Origin of the sequence: Streptomyces sp. SCL15-4, assembly GCF_033366695.1 — a bacterium.
GTDB lineage: Bacteria > Actinomycetota > Actinomycetes > Streptomycetales > Streptomycetaceae > Streptomyces.
In genome coordinates this window covers 7,278,695-7,293,014 of record NZ_JAOBTQ010000001.1, presented here as the reverse complement: position 1 = coordinate 7,293,014, position 14,320 = coordinate 7,278,695, and the positions used below count along the sequence as shown (strand labels likewise).

The 14,320-nt window shown below is 74.3% G+C and carries 14 protein-coding genes; 8 read left to right on the top strand and 6 right to left on the bottom strand.

Annotated features, from left to right (window positions below; translation table 11 throughout):
* Positions 1–8 precede the first annotated feature (8 nt).
* The 5 genes from SCK26_RS32885 to SCK26_RS32865 all read left to right on the top strand — a co-directional run bounded on the left by SCK26_RS32885 (position 9) and on the right by SCK26_RS32865 (position 5,605).
* Entirely contained in the window at positions 9–1,223 is a 1,215-nt protein-coding gene (locus SCK26_RS32885) for a MalY/PatB family protein (RefSeq protein WP_318204989.1), read from the top strand.
* Positions 1,220–1,753 (top strand): (2Fe-2S)-binding protein, encoded by a 534-nt coding sequence (locus SCK26_RS32880; RefSeq protein ID WP_318204988.1) that lies wholly within the window; start codon positions 1,220–1,222, stop codon positions 1,751–1,753. Before SCK26_RS32885 ends, SCK26_RS32880 begins: the two co-directional genes overlap by 4 nt.
* Positions 1,746–2,750 carry a xanthine dehydrogenase family protein subunit M gene (locus SCK26_RS32875; protein ID WP_318204987.1) on the top strand — a complete coding sequence of 335 codons (1,005 nt, stop codon included), beginning with the start codon at positions 1,746–1,748 and terminating at the stop codon, positions 2,748–2,750. The genes SCK26_RS32880 and SCK26_RS32875 overlap by 8 nt, the downstream gene beginning before the upstream one ends.
* Positions 2,747–4,936 carry a xanthine dehydrogenase family protein molybdopterin-binding subunit gene (locus SCK26_RS32870; protein WP_318204986.1) on the top strand — a complete coding sequence of 730 codons (2,190 nt, stop codon included), beginning with the start codon at positions 2,747–2,749 and terminating at the stop codon, positions 4,934–4,936. The genes SCK26_RS32875 and SCK26_RS32870 overlap by 4 nt, the downstream gene beginning before the upstream one ends.
* Before the next feature lie 132 nt (positions 4,937–5,068).
* Positions 5,069–5,605 (top strand): hypothetical protein, encoded by a 537-nt coding sequence (locus SCK26_RS32865; RefSeq protein WP_318204985.1) that lies wholly within the window; start codon positions 5,069–5,071, stop codon positions 5,603–5,605.
* Between the two features lie 60 nt (positions 5,606–5,665).
* Here SCK26_RS32865 and SCK26_RS32860 read toward each other — a convergent pair whose 3' ends face one another.
* The 5 genes from SCK26_RS32860 to SCK26_RS32840 all read right to left on the bottom strand — a co-directional run bounded on the left by SCK26_RS32860 (position 5,666) and on the right by SCK26_RS32840 (position 10,331).
* The gene (locus tag SCK26_RS32860) at positions 5,666–6,490 is read right to left on the bottom strand and encodes a hypothetical protein (RefSeq protein WP_318204984.1); all 825 of its coding nucleotides are present in this window, start codon (positions 6,488–6,490) and stop codon (positions 5,666–5,668) included.
* 48 nt (positions 6,491–6,538) lie between these two features.
* On the bottom strand, positions 6,539–7,147 hold the full coding sequence (locus SCK26_RS32855) for a TIGR03086 family metal-binding protein (RefSeq protein WP_318204983.1): 609 nt from the start codon (positions 7,145–7,147) through the stop codon (positions 6,539–6,541).
* 135 nt (positions 7,148–7,282) lie between these two features.
* Complete coding sequence (locus tag SCK26_RS32850; protein WP_318204982.1) at positions 7,283–8,656, bottom strand: PLP-dependent aminotransferase family protein; 1,374 nt, start codon at positions 8,654–8,656, stop codon at positions 7,283–7,285.
* 28 nt (positions 8,657–8,684) lie between these two features.
* The gene (locus SCK26_RS32845; RefSeq protein ID WP_318204981.1) at positions 8,685–9,638 is read right to left on the bottom strand and encodes an alpha/beta hydrolase; all 954 of its coding nucleotides are present in this window, start codon (positions 9,636–9,638) and stop codon (positions 8,685–8,687) included.
* A gap of 48 nt (positions 9,639–9,686) precedes the next feature.
* Complete coding sequence (locus SCK26_RS32840) at positions 9,687–10,331, bottom strand: TetR/AcrR family transcriptional regulator (protein ID WP_318204980.1); 645 nt, start codon at positions 10,329–10,331, stop codon at positions 9,687–9,689.
* Between the two features lie 115 nt (positions 10,332–10,446).
* Here SCK26_RS32840 and SCK26_RS32835 point away from each other — a divergent pair, with 115 nt between their 5' ends.
* Positions 10,447–11,586 (top strand): alpha-hydroxy acid oxidase, encoded by a 1,140-nt coding sequence (locus SCK26_RS32835; protein WP_318204979.1) that lies wholly within the window; start codon positions 10,447–10,449, stop codon positions 11,584–11,586.
* 216 nt (positions 11,587–11,802) lie between these two features.
* On the top strand, positions 11,803–13,290 hold the full coding sequence (locus SCK26_RS32830; protein WP_318204978.1) for a class I adenylate-forming enzyme family protein: 1,488 nt from the start codon (positions 11,803–11,805) through the stop codon (positions 13,288–13,290).
* Here SCK26_RS32830 and SCK26_RS32825 read toward each other — a convergent pair.
* The gene (locus tag SCK26_RS32825; RefSeq protein ID WP_318204977.1) at positions 13,231–13,908 is read right to left on the bottom strand and encodes a 4'-phosphopantetheinyl transferase family protein; all 678 of its coding nucleotides are present in this window, start codon (positions 13,906–13,908) and stop codon (positions 13,231–13,233) included. The two genes, SCK26_RS32830 and SCK26_RS32825, sit on opposite strands and share 60 nt — an antisense overlap.
* An 18-nt stretch (positions 13,909–13,926) precedes the next feature.
* Between SCK26_RS32825 and SCK26_RS32820 the strand changes: the two genes are divergently transcribed.
* Entirely contained in the window at positions 13,927–14,190 is a 264-nt protein-coding gene (locus SCK26_RS32820; RefSeq protein ID WP_318204976.1) for a phosphopantetheine-binding protein, read from the top strand.
* Positions 14,191–14,320: the final 130 nt, after the last annotated feature.

Genomic DNA, 14,320 nt, shown 5'->3' with positions numbered 1-14,320 from the left:
GAGGCCCTGTGGAAGCGGAGGCACCGGACGGCACACGGCTCGCTCCGCCGGCGGCGGACCGGCCGGCGGCGCCCGGATTCGACGACCTCGCCATCGACACGCTGGTGGCGCGCCGGACACTCAAATGGGGGCGGCACGGCCGGGAGGTGCTGGGCGCCTGGGTCGCGGAGATGGACTTTCCCGTGGCACCCGTCGTACGGCAGGCCGTGCACGAGGCGGTGGAGCGCGGCGAGACCGGCTATCCGCTGCGCGACATCCGCACCGGGCTGCCGTCCGCCTGCGCCGACTGGCTGGCGCGCACCTCGGGCTGGACGGTCCCGGCCGAGCGCATCTTCCTGATCCCCGACGTGCTGACCGGGGTCGGCATCGGCATCGGCGCGTACAGCCGTCCGGACAGTGCCGTGGTGATCCCCACCCCCGCCTATCCGCCGTTCCTAGAGGTCGTGGCGGCGCAGGGCCGGCGTGCCGTCGAGGTGCCGCTGGTCCCGGACGGTGCCCGGCCGGCGCTGGACATCGACGCGATCGGCGCCGCGCTGGCCGCCGGCGCGGGAACCGTGCTGCTGTGCAATCCGCACAATCCGCTGGGCAGGGTGTTCACACGGGCCGAACTGCGCGCGCTCAGCCGCTGCGTGGCCGCGCACGGCGCGCGGGTCGTCGCCGACGAGATCCACGCCCCGCTCACCTATCCCGGGCACGCCCACGTCCCGTACGCCTCCGTCTCGCCGGAGGCGGCCGACCACACCCTCACCCTGGTGTCCGCCGCCAAGGGCTGGAACATCGCCGGGCTGAAGTGCGCGCAGGCCGTGCTGACCAGCGACCGCGACGTGCGGCGGTGGCGCGCCCTGCCGTTCCACTCCCGGCACGGGGCCGCCACGCTGGGCATCGCGGCGAACATCGCCGCCTACCGCGCCGGCGACCCGTGGCGCCGCGAGGCGGTCCGCTATCTGGACGGCAACCGGCGTTTCCTCGCGCGGGTGCTGGGCGACCGGCTTCCGCAGGCGCGCTACTCGATGCCGGAGGCGACGTATCTGGCGTGGCTGGACTGCTCCTTCACCGGCCTGGACGATCCGGCCGGGTTCCTGCTGCGCGAGGCCCGCGTCCGCCTGAGCGACGGGAGGTTCTTCGGGGCGGCCGGGCGGGGGTTCGTCCGCCTCAACTTCGCCACGTCCCGGCAGATCCTCGACCGCATCGCCTCCGCTCTGATCGAGGCGCTGGCGCCATGACGCACCGGGCGCAGGAGTCGGACACGCCGGCGGCAGGCCGCGCCGCGCCGGCCGTCGACGTCGCCTTCACGGTGAACGCGGCACCGGCCCGGTGCGCCGTCGATCCCCGCGAGTCGCTGCTGGACGTGCTGCGCGAACGGCTGGACCTGACCGGCGCCAAGAAGGGCTGTGACCACGGGCAGTGCGGCGCCTGCACCGTCCATGTCGACGGGCGGCGGATCCTCGCCTGCCTGATGCCGGCGGTGCAGGCGCGGGGCGCCGAGGTGACCACGGTCGAGGGCCTCGCGGAGCCGGACGGCACCCCGCACCCGGTGCAGCAGGCGTTCCTCGAGCAGGACGCCCTGCAGTGCGGCTACTGCACACCGGGACAGATCATGTCGGCGGTCGCCTGCCTGGCCGAGGGGCACGCCGGTGACGACGACGAGATCCGGGAGTACATGAGCGGCAACCTGTGCCGGTGCGGGGCCTATCCGCACATCGTGGCCGCGGTCCGCCAGGCCGCCCGCCCCGGGGGCCGCGCGGATGCGTGAGTTCGCGTACACGGCGCCCGCCACCCTCGGCCAGGCCGTCGAGGCGTTGGCGCACGGCGGCTCCGGGACGAGGGTGCTGGCCGGCGGGACGACCCTGTACGACCTGATGAAGCTGGGCGTCGAGCGGCCCCGCGCGCTGGTCGACGTCCGTGCCCTGCCCGAGCTGGCGGGGTTCGACACCTCGGGCCCCGACGAGCTGGTGTTCGGCGCCGGGGCCCGGATGGCCGACGTCGCCGAGGACCCCGTACTGCTGCGGGATTACCCCGCGCTGGCCGAGTCCCTGGCCAAGGCGGCCTCACCGCAGTTGCGCCACATGGCCACGCTGGGCGGCAACCTGCTGCAACGGACCCGGTGCCCGTACTTCCGGGCCGGCCCGCCGTACCCGTGCGGCAAACGCGTGCCGGGCAGCGGGTGCGCCGCCCGGCACGGACCGGACCGGAGCCAGGCGGTCCTGGGCACGAGCGCGTCCTGCACGGCCGCCTACCCCGGTGACTGGGCCGTCGCGCTGCTCGCCTTCGACGCCCGTCTGGACCTGCTGGGCCCCGCCGGTCCGCGGACCATCGCGCTGTCCGGCCTGCACCGGGTCCCGGGGAGCACACCGCAGTACGAACACACGCTCGCGGACGGCGAACTGATCGTCCGGATCCGTGTTCCCGTCACCGCGGCCGGGCGCGGCTCCACGTACCACAAGGTCAGGGACCGGGAGTCGTTCGCCTTCGCGCTCGCCTCCGCCGCGGCGGCCGTCGCCCTCGACGACCGCGGCACCGTCGTGGACTGCCGGATCGCGCTCGGCGGACTGGCCACCCGGCCGTGGCGGGTGCCGGCCGCCGAACGGTCCCTGCTCGGCTCCGCGCTGACCGGGGAGTCGGCCCGGCGCGCGGGCGAGATCGCGCTGACCGGGGCACGTCCCGGGACGCACAACGGCTTCAAGACGGAACTGGGCGTGCGCACCGTCGCCGAGGCCCTGCGCGTCGCCGCCGGCCGGTGGACCCGGTGACCGGACCGCCGGCGTCCCCGGGGCGCGTCGACGCCTACGACAAGGTGACCGGGCGGGCCCGCTACACCGCCGATCTCACCCGGCCCGGCCTGCTGCACGCAGCGCTGTCCACCGCGACGGCCGGCCGGGGACGGGTCGTGGAGGTCGACGCGTCGGCCGCCCGCGCGGTGCCCGGCGTACGGCTGGTGCTGACCCGGCTGGACGGCGACGAGGTGCGCTCCCCCGGCTACCCGGCCGGCGACGGGGGGTACGGGTTCCAGAGCCTGCAGCCCCTCCTGGACGACCGGGTGGCCTACCGCGGCCAGCCCCTCGCGCTGGTGGTCGCGGACACCCCGGCCGCCGCGGCCGAGGCCGCCGGCCTGGTCCGCGCCGGCTACGCGACGGAGCCCGTGGCGGTGACCCTCGGCGCCGACGGCGCCGAGACGGTGTCGCAGGCCGAGGCGCTGCCACAGCCCCGGTTCGCGGACGTCTCGACGGGCGACGCGGAGGCGGTCTTCGCCCGCAGCCCGGTCCGCGTCGACGCGGTGTTCGACTTCGCTCCGCAGCACCATGTGCCGATGGAGCTGCCGGCCACCGTGGCCGAGTGGCGCGGCGACCGGCTGATCGTGCACGAGAGCACGCAGAACACCGGGGCGGTACGGCACGGCCTGGCCCGCCAGCTGGGCATCGAGCCGTCCCGGATCGACGTCGTCTCGCCGCACGTGGGAGGCAGCTTCGGGCAGAAGACCTGGCTCCCGTCGCATCTGGCGCCGCTGGCGGTGGCCGCCCGCCGGCTGGGCCGGCCGGTGAAGTTCGTCATGTCCCGGTCGCAGACGTTCCACGCGATGACGTTCCGTCCGGCCAGCCGGCACCGGCTGAGGGTGGGCGCCGACCGGTCGGGGCGGCTGACGGCCGTCGTCCACGAGGCCCGTCAGCAGACCTCCCGGCACGACCTGTTCCCCGCCGACTTCCTCACGGTCACCTCGCGCCTGTACGGCGTCCGGCACTTCCGCGGAATCCAGCGGCTGACGCGGACGGACGTGCAGACACCCGGGTTCATGCGCGCCCCGTTCGAGCATGTCGCGGTGTTCGCGCTGGAGACGGCGGTGGACGAGATCGCCTGCGCCACCGGCCGCGACCCGGTCGCGCTGCGGCTGGCGAACGACACGGCGACCGATCCCGTGACCGGGCTGCCGTTCTCCTCCCGCCATCTGGCCGCGTGCCTGCGGCGGGGCGCGGCGCGGTTCGGCTGGGCGGCCCGCTCCGCCCGGCCGGGGTCGATGCGGGCCGCCGACGGGTCCCTCGTCGGCTGGGGAGTCGCGGCCGGTGCCTACCGGGCCTCGATGGCACCGGCCGTCGCCCGGCTGACCGCGGACGCGGGCGGCCGGGTCACCGTGGACGTGACGGGCCACGAGATGGGACAGGGCCTGCGTACGGCGGTGACGCGCGCCGTGGCCGACGGCCTCGGCGTGCCGGCGGACCGGGTCCGGGCGGTGCTGGGCGACACCCGTGGCGTTCCGCAGCATCTGACCGCCGGGTCCTGGGGCACCGCCACCGCGCTGACCGCTGTGCACGCCGCCCTGCGCGCGCTGCGCGCCCGCCTCGGGGCGCCGGAGCGGGGCCCGTTGGACGTGGCGGCGGCGGTCGCGGCGACGGGCCGGTCCGTGGTGGAGGCCGAGGCCCGCACCCGGGCGCCGGGGCAGTCGGCCGAGGCCGACGAGCGGATGCGCGCCGGCGCGTCCGCGCCGGCCGGGCCCGGGTATCCCGGGTTCTCCGCGTTCAGTTTCGCCGCCCATTTCGCCGAGGTCCGGGTGGAGACGGCCACCGGGCGGGTCCGGGTGCCCCGGGTGGTGAGCGTCGTCGACTGCGGCCGGGTGGCCAGTCCGGTGACCGCGGCCGGTCAGGTGCGCGGCGGCGTGGTGTGGGGAGTCGGCGCGGCCCTGCGGGAGGGCAACGAGCCCGACCCGGGGTTCGGCGGGTTCGTCCACACCGATCTCGCCGAGTACGTCGTCCCGGTCAGCGCCGACATCGGCCGGATCGACGTCGACTTCGTGGACGAGCCGGACTTCCGGCTGAACGCGCCGGGCGTCAAGGGTCTGGGCGAGGTGGCGTTCGTCGGCGTGGCCGCGGCCCTCGGCAACGCGGTCCACCACGCCACGGGACGGCGCCTGCGCAGGCTGCCGATCCGACGGGAAGACCTGCTGTGAGCCGGGACCTCACCCCATCGGGCGCTCCCTCGGCGTTGCGCGGACGCCGTGTCACCACCCGTCTACGGTACGCGTACGCCGCGCCGTCCGCCGTGTCCGTCCACGGCGCGGTCACCCGAGGAGGGACTCCCTGTGTCATCGGTCTGCGACCCCCGGTACGCCCCCGCCGGCGATGTGAGCGGAGCACTCATGGTGATCGACTCCCGGCTCAAGGCCATCTACGACGGCGAAAGCGGCACCGACCCCGAACAGCGGCGGCTGACCGACCAGTACACCGCGTCGCTGGGGCCGAGAGGGATGCGCGATCTGCTGGACGGCACGTGCACGATCATCTACATGTTCATGACCTGGCTGCGGATGACGTACGAGGAACACGACAAGGACGTCATCGAGTACGTGGTGCCGAGCCTCGTGGCCTCGATGCGCATGATGCCGAGGAGCGTCCGTCCGGAGGCCGTCCCGACCATGGCCGGTCTGGTCGTCGCGGCGGGGACGGGCCTGAGCCCCAGCCTGTGGCGCGGGCAGTACGGCGAGTGGACCAAGGCCGAGATGCACCCGCTGGAGGCCACCGCCTTCCTGCTAGCCGAGCACATCAACCAGCTCGCCGGCGACCGCGACTTCGCCACCCGCCTCATCGGCAAGGCCCTGTCCGGCGTGGAACAGGACTGAGGCACGGCGTCCCGGACGGCACCGCCGGGCCGCTTCCGCCCGGGCCGGGAACCGGCCGCGCTACGCGGCCGGTTCCCGGTGGACCGCGGCGCGGATCCGGTCCGCGTCGTTCGTCCGGAGGCTGGTGAAGCAGGCGCGCCTCAGGGCGTCGTAGGACCGGGTCTCGATGCCCGTGGCGTCCCGGACCAGGGACAGCACACCGCTCGGGTCCTGTGCGGGCGGCGCGTCGTCGCCGGTGCGGCGGATCCAGGTGTACGCCACCGACAGCACGTCCTTGACGGGGTGGGCCCCCGAGTCCACCAGGGCCCTGGCGAAGGCGGCGAAGTAGCGCCGGTGCCGCGCCTCGTCCCGCGCGATGGCGAGGAAGACGTCGCGGACCAGGGGGTCCTCGCTCGTACGGGCCGCGTCCTCGTACGCCCCGCAGGCGTCGGCCTCCGCGCAGGCCCGAAGGGCGCAGAACCGGGCGTAGTTGCCGGTGGGGAAGGTGCCGCGGCGCTCGTCGGCGCCGGGCCGGCCGAGGCCGGCCAGCTCCCTCAGGCGGCCGAGGGCGGCTGCGTGCCGGGCCTCCTCCCGCGGCCAGTGGCGGGCCGTCCAGGCGGCGGCGACGCGCAGGACGTCGGCGCCGAGCGGATTGGTCTCGCGGATCTCGTCGGCGAGCCGCGCGCCGTCCGGCGCCGGGCGAGGGCCGCGCGGCCCGGCCGTGAGCGCCGTGTGCCGGAGCAGGTCGGCCCGCGCGCGCTCGCCCGGGCCGGACAGGCGGCGGCCGGCGAAGAGCGTGCCGGGCGACCAGTGGTGCCGCTCGTGGTCGCCGCGCTGGGCGCACAGCAGATCGGCGACGGTGACCCCCGAGCGGAGTTCTCCGGCGATGTCGGTCGTGATCGTCATGTGTCTCGCCTTCCGTGCGGAGGGACGTCCGCCTGCGGATACGTCCGTTCAGACCGGGCCGGCCGCCGCCGCGGACCAGTCGGGGGACCTGCCGAGCGCCGTCAGGACGAGGTCGAGGGGGCCCGCGCCGGGCGCGGTGGGCAGGGCGGGCCGGAACAACGGGGCGGGGCCGAGCCTGCGTTCGTCGTTCGGCACCCGCAGCGCGACCGCGAGGGCGGCCTCGACCACCTCCTCGTCCAGGTCCAGGGGCAGGCCGAGCGTGCGGGCCACGTCCCAGCCGTGGACGACGTAGTCCAGGAGGTGGAAGCCGATGGCGGTCGAGGCGGGAAAGCGCCGGCTGGTGCTGATCTCGGGGAGGACGAACTCACGGGCGAGCACGTCGGGTCGGGCGAAGCCGTCGATGGCCGCCCAGGCCGCGTCCCGGTACGCCGCCGACGGGTCGTCACCGAGCGCGCCCGGCTGCCATACGGCGAGGTCCGCGCCGCCCCCCGAGGCCGCCGCGGCGAAACCGCGGTGCTGGCCCGCCATGTGGGACACGAGCTGATGGAGCGTCCAGCCGGCACAGGGCGTGGGCAGATCCCAGTCCTGCGGGTGGGCCTGCCGCACCAGGCGGACGGTCTCGAGCACAGCCTTCCGGTCGAGCTTCCGGATATCCATGCGGGCCCTTTCGCGAGGGGGGTGTCCGGGCTGGGCAGACATTAGCACGACCGTGCGTTCAGTTTTAGGAAAGCGCGGACCGGGACCGGGATCCGCCGGGGCGTCCGGCCGGGCCCCGGCCCCCGTACGGCCGTCTCAGTCCCGCCCGGCCGCCTCGCGCGCCGCCGACTCGATGAACAGGGCCAGCCTGCGCGCGCCCTCCACGATCTCCTCGGGCGTCAGGGAGCTGCACGAGAGCCTGAGCCGGTGGTCCCCGCCGCCGTCCGCGTAGAAGTCGCTCATGGGTGTCCACAGCACTCCGAAGGCGCGCGCGGAGTGTTCGAGGGCCTTGGTGCCGACGACGAACGGGACGTCGACGACGAGGAAGAAGCCGCCCGCCGGCTCGTTCCAGCGCACGCCCAGCTCGCGGCGGCGCTCCTCGGGGAAGTGCCGCTCCAGTTCGCCGAGCAGGGTGGCCAGGTTGGCGCCGTAGGAGGCGATGGCCTCGGCGTTGGCCTCGCGGAGCCGGCAGCCGCACTCGACGAGGAGTCCGCCGATGACGGCCTGGCCGACGGCCGAGGTGTTGACCGTCGTCATGCTCTTGATCTTGGACAGCTCGTCGGCCAGCAGCGAACGCCGGCCGCCGGGGCCGATGACCTCCTGGTCGGCGACGACGTATCCGACGCGGGCGCCGGGCAGCGCGGTCTTGGCGAAGGACCCCAGGTGCAGCACCCTGCGGGCGCGGTCCATGGACTTCAGGGTGGGGCGGGCGGAGCCGGCCCGGACGAAGAACCCGTAGGGGTCGTCCTCCAGGATCAGCAGGTCCTCCTCCGCCGCGACGCGCAGCAGCCGTTCGCGCGCGGCGACGGTCATGCTGGTGCCCGACGGGTTGGCGAAGTCCGGCACCACGTACAGGGCCCGGGGCCGTCCGCCCGCCGCGCGCACCTTGCGGGCCGCGTCCCGGAAGGCCTCGGGGTCGGGGCCGTCGGCGCCCTCCGGGACGGGGTGGGTCCGGATGTCGAGCAGCCGGGCGGCGCCGGTGACGCCGACGTAGCAGGGCGAGCTGACCAGGAGCGTGTCCTCGGGTCCGGCGAACAGGGCCCGCAGGGTGAGCAGCATCGCCTCCTGGCAGCCGGTCGTCACGACGATCGCCTCCGGGGCGACGTGGATGTGCTCGTCGTTGGCCAGGGTGCGGGCGATGAGGTCGTGGATGAGGCCGTTGGTGCGCCCGTACTGGAAGAGGTGGGTGCGCACCCGGTCCCTCGGCCAGCCGAGGGTGTGTTCCAGGTGGTCGGTGTAGGAGCGCAGATGGCGGGCGAGGTCGTCGGTCTCGAACGTGCCCTCGGCGGGCCTGCCGGGGGCGAAGGAGAGGGCGTCGGGGAAGCGGGCGACGACCTCGTTGAGGAAGTTCATCGCGTCCAGCACGGGATCGGTGAGCGAGGCGTGCAGGTCCTGGAGCGCGAGCGCCGGGGCGGCGACGGCGTCCGTCGTGACCGGTGCGGCGGCGGTGGTGGCGGTGGTGTCCGTCATGGTCGGCCCTTACTGGTGGCGGAGGCGGTCACGGCCGGTCCTTGCCGGCGGCGGCGAAGGCGGTGCGCAGATGGCGCGCGGCCTGTTCCACGGCGCGGCGGGCCGCGTCGAGGGTGCCGGACATGGTGAAGAAGCCGTGGGTCGTCCCCGGGTAGCGGGTGGTCTCGGCGGGCACCCCGCACGCGCGCAGCCGCCGCGCGTAGCCCTCGGCCTCGTCGCGCAGCGGGTCGTACTCGGCGGTGATCACCAGCGCGGGCGGCAGGCCCGTGTGGTCGGCGGCGCGCAGCGGTGAGGCGAGGGGGTGGGCCCCGTCTTCGGGTGTGGCCAGGTAGTTGTCCCAGTACCAGTGCACCGACTTGTCGTTGAAGAGCAGCGGGTCGGTGTTCTCGCGGCGGGACGGGGTGTCCGCCAGGTAGTCGGTGTTCGGGTAGACGAGCAGCTGGGTCAGCAGCTTTGGGCCGCCCGCGTCCCGGGCCATGAGCGTGACGGCCGCGGCGAGGTTTCCGCCGGCGCTGTCACCGGCCACGGCCAGCCGGCTCGCGTCCCCGCCGAACCGCCCGGCGTGCCCGGCGGCCCACCGGAGCCCGGCGAAGCAGTCCTCGGGCGCGGCGGGGAACTTGTGCTCGGGGGCCAGCCGGTAGCCGACGGAGACGGTGAGGCAGCCGGCGGAGTTGGCCAGGGCGCGGCAGAGCGCGTCGCTGGTGTCCAGCGAGCCCAGGGTCCAGCCGCCGCCGAAGAAGTAGACGAGCACCGGCAGCGGGCCCTCGCCCGCCGGCCGGTAGACCCGGACCGGCAGGGGCCCGCCGGGGCCGGGGACGGTGAGGTCGTGGACCTCGCGCACCGGTTCGGGAGTGCCGGACGCCGCCCGGATGGCCGCGAGGTCGGCGGCCCGGGCCTCGTGGAGCGTCATCGTGTACAGCGGGCGGGCGCCCTCGGCCGCGCGCCGGTCGTAGAGGGTCCGCAGCTGCGGGTCCAAGGGCATGGTGCCTCCGGAGGTCCAGGGCCCGCGGGGCGTGTGCCCGCGGGCGGTTCACAGGGTGTCGGGGATGAGCGCCGGGTCCGTGGCGGCGTCGCGCAGCCGGCTGACGATGCCGTCGGCGGCCCGGCCGTAGCTGGTGAAGTTGGCGTGCAGGACGGATTCGGCGTTGGCCATCTCCAGCAGGGCGACGAGTTCGAAGGCGAGCTGGGCGGTGTCGGCGCCGGCGCGGATCTCCCCCGCCTTCTTGGCCTCGTCGATCATCTGCTCGACGAGAGTGAACCAGTTGCCGTGCGCGCTCGCCACGGCATCGTGCACCTTGCCCCGGCGGGCGTCGTACTCCGCCGAGACCGAGTAGAAGAAGCAGCCGCCCGGGAAGACGCGCCGCGCGGAGTAGGAGAGCCAGTTGCCGCACAGGCACCGCAGCCGGCCGAGACCGGCGGGCAGGGCACGGGCCGGCTGCACGACGTGTTCGATGAAGACCTTGATGGCGGCCCGCACGGTGGCGAGCTGTAGCTCCTCCTTCGATCCGAACAGGGCGAACACTCCGCTCTTGCTGAGGTGCAGTTCGCCCGCGAGACGGCCGAGGGACAGTCCCTCCAGGCCCTCGACCGACGCGATCCTGACGGCCCGCTGGAGGATCGCCCGCCGGGTCTGGTTGCCACGCTCGATCCGCCTGTCCGTCGCTGTCCTTGCCAAGGCACACCTCCTCGCCGTCTCCCGCCAGGGGGACGTCCGCTCCGTGACCACATACCGGCCCACATTATGTGGACGACCGTGCGGACATGTGGGAGAGTTCGGTTAGTGTACGGCCGTGCGGTTAGTTCGGGACACGGTCGGCGGCGCGGAAGCGCGCGAGGAACATGGGGTGGGCGCGGTGGCGTTGGCGCTGCACGAGTACGAGGCCGCGGCACGGGAGCGGCTGTCCGGCCCGGTCTGGGACTTCCTGGCGGGCGGGAGCGGCACCGAGTCGATGGTGACGGCCGGCCGCGCCGCCCTCGACCGGATCCGGCTGCGGCCACGCTGTCTCGTCGACGTCTCGGACTGCGACTCCCGCACCTCCCTGCTGGGGGCGGACCTCGCGGCACCGCTGGGCATCGCACCCATGGCCTACCACCGGCTCGTCCATCCCGAGGGCGAGGTGGCGACGGCGCGGGCCGCCGGCGAGACCGGCACGCTCCTCACGGTCAGCATGTTCGCGAGCCGCACCCTGGAGGACATCGCGGCGGCGGCCACCGGCCCGCTGTGGCTCCAGCTCTACTGGCTCAGGCGCCGGGAACCGATGCTCGCGCTGGTCCGCAGGGCCGAGGACGCGGGCTACCGCGCGCTCGTCCTGACCGTCGACGCGCCGAGAGTCGCCCACCGGCCGCGGGACGCCCGCAACGGCTTCGCCGTCCCCGAGGACATCCGCGCCGTCAACCTCGATCCCTCCCTCATGTCCGCCTCGCACACCGGCGCGCCCGGCGCGTCCGCCATCGCCCGGCATTCCCGGGAGCAGTTCGACGCCTCCCTCACCTGGTCCGACCTGGCCTGGCTGCGCGAGCGCACCCCGCTGCCGCTGGTATTGAAGGGCCTGCTCACCGCGGAGGATGCCGAACTCGCCGTGAAACACGGGGTGGACGCCATTGTGGTGTCGAATCACGGAGGACGGCAGCTCGATTTCGCCCAGCCCGCCGTGGAGGCGCTTCCGGAGGTCGCCGAGGCCGTGTCCGGGCGTTGTCCGGTGATCCTGGACGGCTCGGTCCGGCATGGCGCCGATATCGCGAAGGCGCTCTGTCTCGGCGCGCATTCCGTTTTTGTGGGGCGTCCCGTCCTGTGGGGACTGACGCATTCCGGAACCGCCGGCGCCGCCGCCGTCCTGCGCACGTTGACCGAGGAATTCGACGAGGTCATGGCCCTGATGGGAGCCCCTCGCGTCCATCTTTTCGGGCCCTCCGGGGTTACTCGTCGGTGAATTGACCCCACCCCTCGGGGTCGCCTCCCATTCATCTTTTTCCACTCCGGATGAATGGGACTTCGGCATGCACAAAAAGCTGCCTTCTACATCTGTCGGATGTGCGGGCAAACTCGCCGAAGTTTCGCTTGATTACTCGAAAGTAGTAGGCAACGATGAATGTGCGGCCCCGGGGGATACGAGGCGGGCCGCAACCCGTTTGTAAAGTTTTGATTGGTGGGGATTTTCGTGGGGGAAGCGGTGCCGAAAAGGGCCGTTTGCAGTGAAGGTGCCTGGATAGACGACCTTTTACTCGCGGGGGACGGCCGTACGACCGTTCTCCATCTGTCCGGGCCGGTCGGCAGGGGGGAACTGCGCCGGCTCGTCGCAACGGAACAGGAGCGCCTGCGGGCCGCCGGCCTGGCGGCCGGGGGCACGCTCGCGGTGCGGGTGCCGCCTTCGCTCGCCTGTATCGTCGCCATGCTCGCCGGGTGGCGCACGGGGGCCCAAGTGGCCCTGCTGGACCACCGGCTGACCCCTTATGAGGTGGGCAAGGCGATCGCGCGGCTCACTCCGCAACTGGTCGTCGAGCCGGTCGGGGACGTCACCGGCCGGCTGCGCGGCCACTTCGACCTCGCCACCCGCGTCACCCCGCTGCACGGCGGCCGGCCGGCCGCCACACCGCACGCGCTGCTCCAGCTCAGCTCCGGCTCCACCGGCCCGTCCAAGGTCATCGGCCGCACGGTCGGAAGCCTCCTGGCGGAACTCGACCGGTACGCCCGGCTGGACGGCTTTCCCCGCAGGGGCGAACGCACCGTCGTCCTGGCCTCGGTCGTCCACGTCCTCGGACTCGTCGGCGGGCTGCTGCACGGACTCGCCGCCGGCTCGGAGGTCGTGCTGCCCGGCACCCAGACGGTCGACGGCATCCTCAGGGCCGTCGCCGCGGGCGACGCGCCGACCACCCTCCTCGGCGTCCCCTCGCAGGCCGCGCTCCTCACCGCGGCCCGGACCCCGCCCCGCCTCCCCCAGCTGCGCCGGATGATCGTCGGCGGCGAACTGGTGCGCGCGGACGTCTGGGAGCGGTTCACCCGCACCTACCGCGCCGACCTCGGCGCCATGTACGGCATGACGGAGGCCGGGGTCATCGCCACCGACCTCACCGGCGCCCACCGTCCCGGCCTCACCCCGGCACCCGGGATGAGCGTGCGCGTCGAGGACGGGCAGATCCTGCTGGGACTGCCCGCCAGCCCGTACGTGGGACCGGCCGACCCGGCCCGGTTCGTCGACGGCTGGCTGCGCACCAAGGACGCGGGCAGCCTGGACGAGGACACCGGCCTGCTCACCGTCCACGGACGGCTGGACTCGCAGGTCTCCGTCGGCGGGCTGAAGGTCGACCTCGCCGAGGTCGAGGAGGTGCTCGGCGCCCTGCCGGGAGTCGCCGACGCCGTGGTCGTCCAGGGCACCGGCATCGAGGCCTTCGTCACCGTGCGGGACCGGGAGGTCTTCGACGGCCTCGCCGCCGCGCTCGCCGCACGGCTCGCGCCGTACAAGCGGCCCCGCACGCTGCACGCCCTGCCCGGCATCCCGCGCACCGTCACCGGCAAGCCGGTGCGCAACGCCGAGGTGCTGCGCGCCGCCGCGCGCGCCGCGGCCCCGGCGGGCGGGTCAGCTCCGGGTGCCGGAGGCGATCCGGCGCACCTGGACGTGGACACCGCCCTCGCCTGAACCACCCCCGATCCCTCCGGTGTCCCCGCACAGCGCGACACCGAGGACATGACGGCCGCCGTCGACGAGGACGGCGGCGGACGCCAGCGCGTCGGCACCGGGCAACGGGCTCGGCACCGACCGGGCGTCCAGGGCCGGCGGCCAGTTCCGCGGCAACGGCATACGACGGCTCATGCCACCGCCGCGCAGTCCCCGGCCGAGTGCCTTGCCGACGGCTTCCTTCTGCGTCCACAACCACAGGAAGGCCACCGAGCGTTCCGCCTCGGGCAGCCCGCCGATCCAGGCTGCCTCCACGGGGTGGAGCCACGCCCGGGCCATCGGCTCGGCGCGCAGCGGCCGTACCGCTTCCACATCGACACCCACCGCGGCCCCGCGGGCCAGGGCGATGGCCACCGCCGTGCGCGTATGGGCCACGCTCACGCGCACACCCTCGCCGGCCCCGCCGAGGAACGGCCGGCCGCCGGGTTCGTGGCCCACCCATACCTCGGACTCCGGGACGCCGAGCATCCCGGCCGCGCCCCGCAACAGCAGGGCGCGTGCCCTACGGCGCTCGTCCCCGTCCGTGGTGCACCACAGCACCGTCACCGTGTCCGGGTCCATTCCCGGGTGCCCGTCCATGAAGCAGGAGTCAATCAAATGTCCGCTGAGGTCGAGAAGTTCATCATCGAGGCGCTGCAGAACATGAACTACGACGTGTCCGAGGTCACCGGCGACACCCCGCTCGGCCCGGCCGGCCTGGACCTGGAGTCCCTCTCGGTCGCCGAGATAGCCATCCAGGTCGAGGACACGTACGGGGTGAAGTTCGAGGAGGACGAGATGGAGACCGTCGCGCTGCTGACCGTCTCGGGTCTCGTCAAGGAGATCGTCGACCGGGCCTCCGCCGCCGCCGCGGCCAAGTGACCCCACGGCCGGCGACGGCCCGGCCCGCACCCACCCTCCCGTCCCGCCCGCCACGGCGGCGGACGGGAGGGGCGGCGGCCGGCCCCGCCGGACGGCCGTGCACGTACGCGAAGACCGAGACAGACAAAGG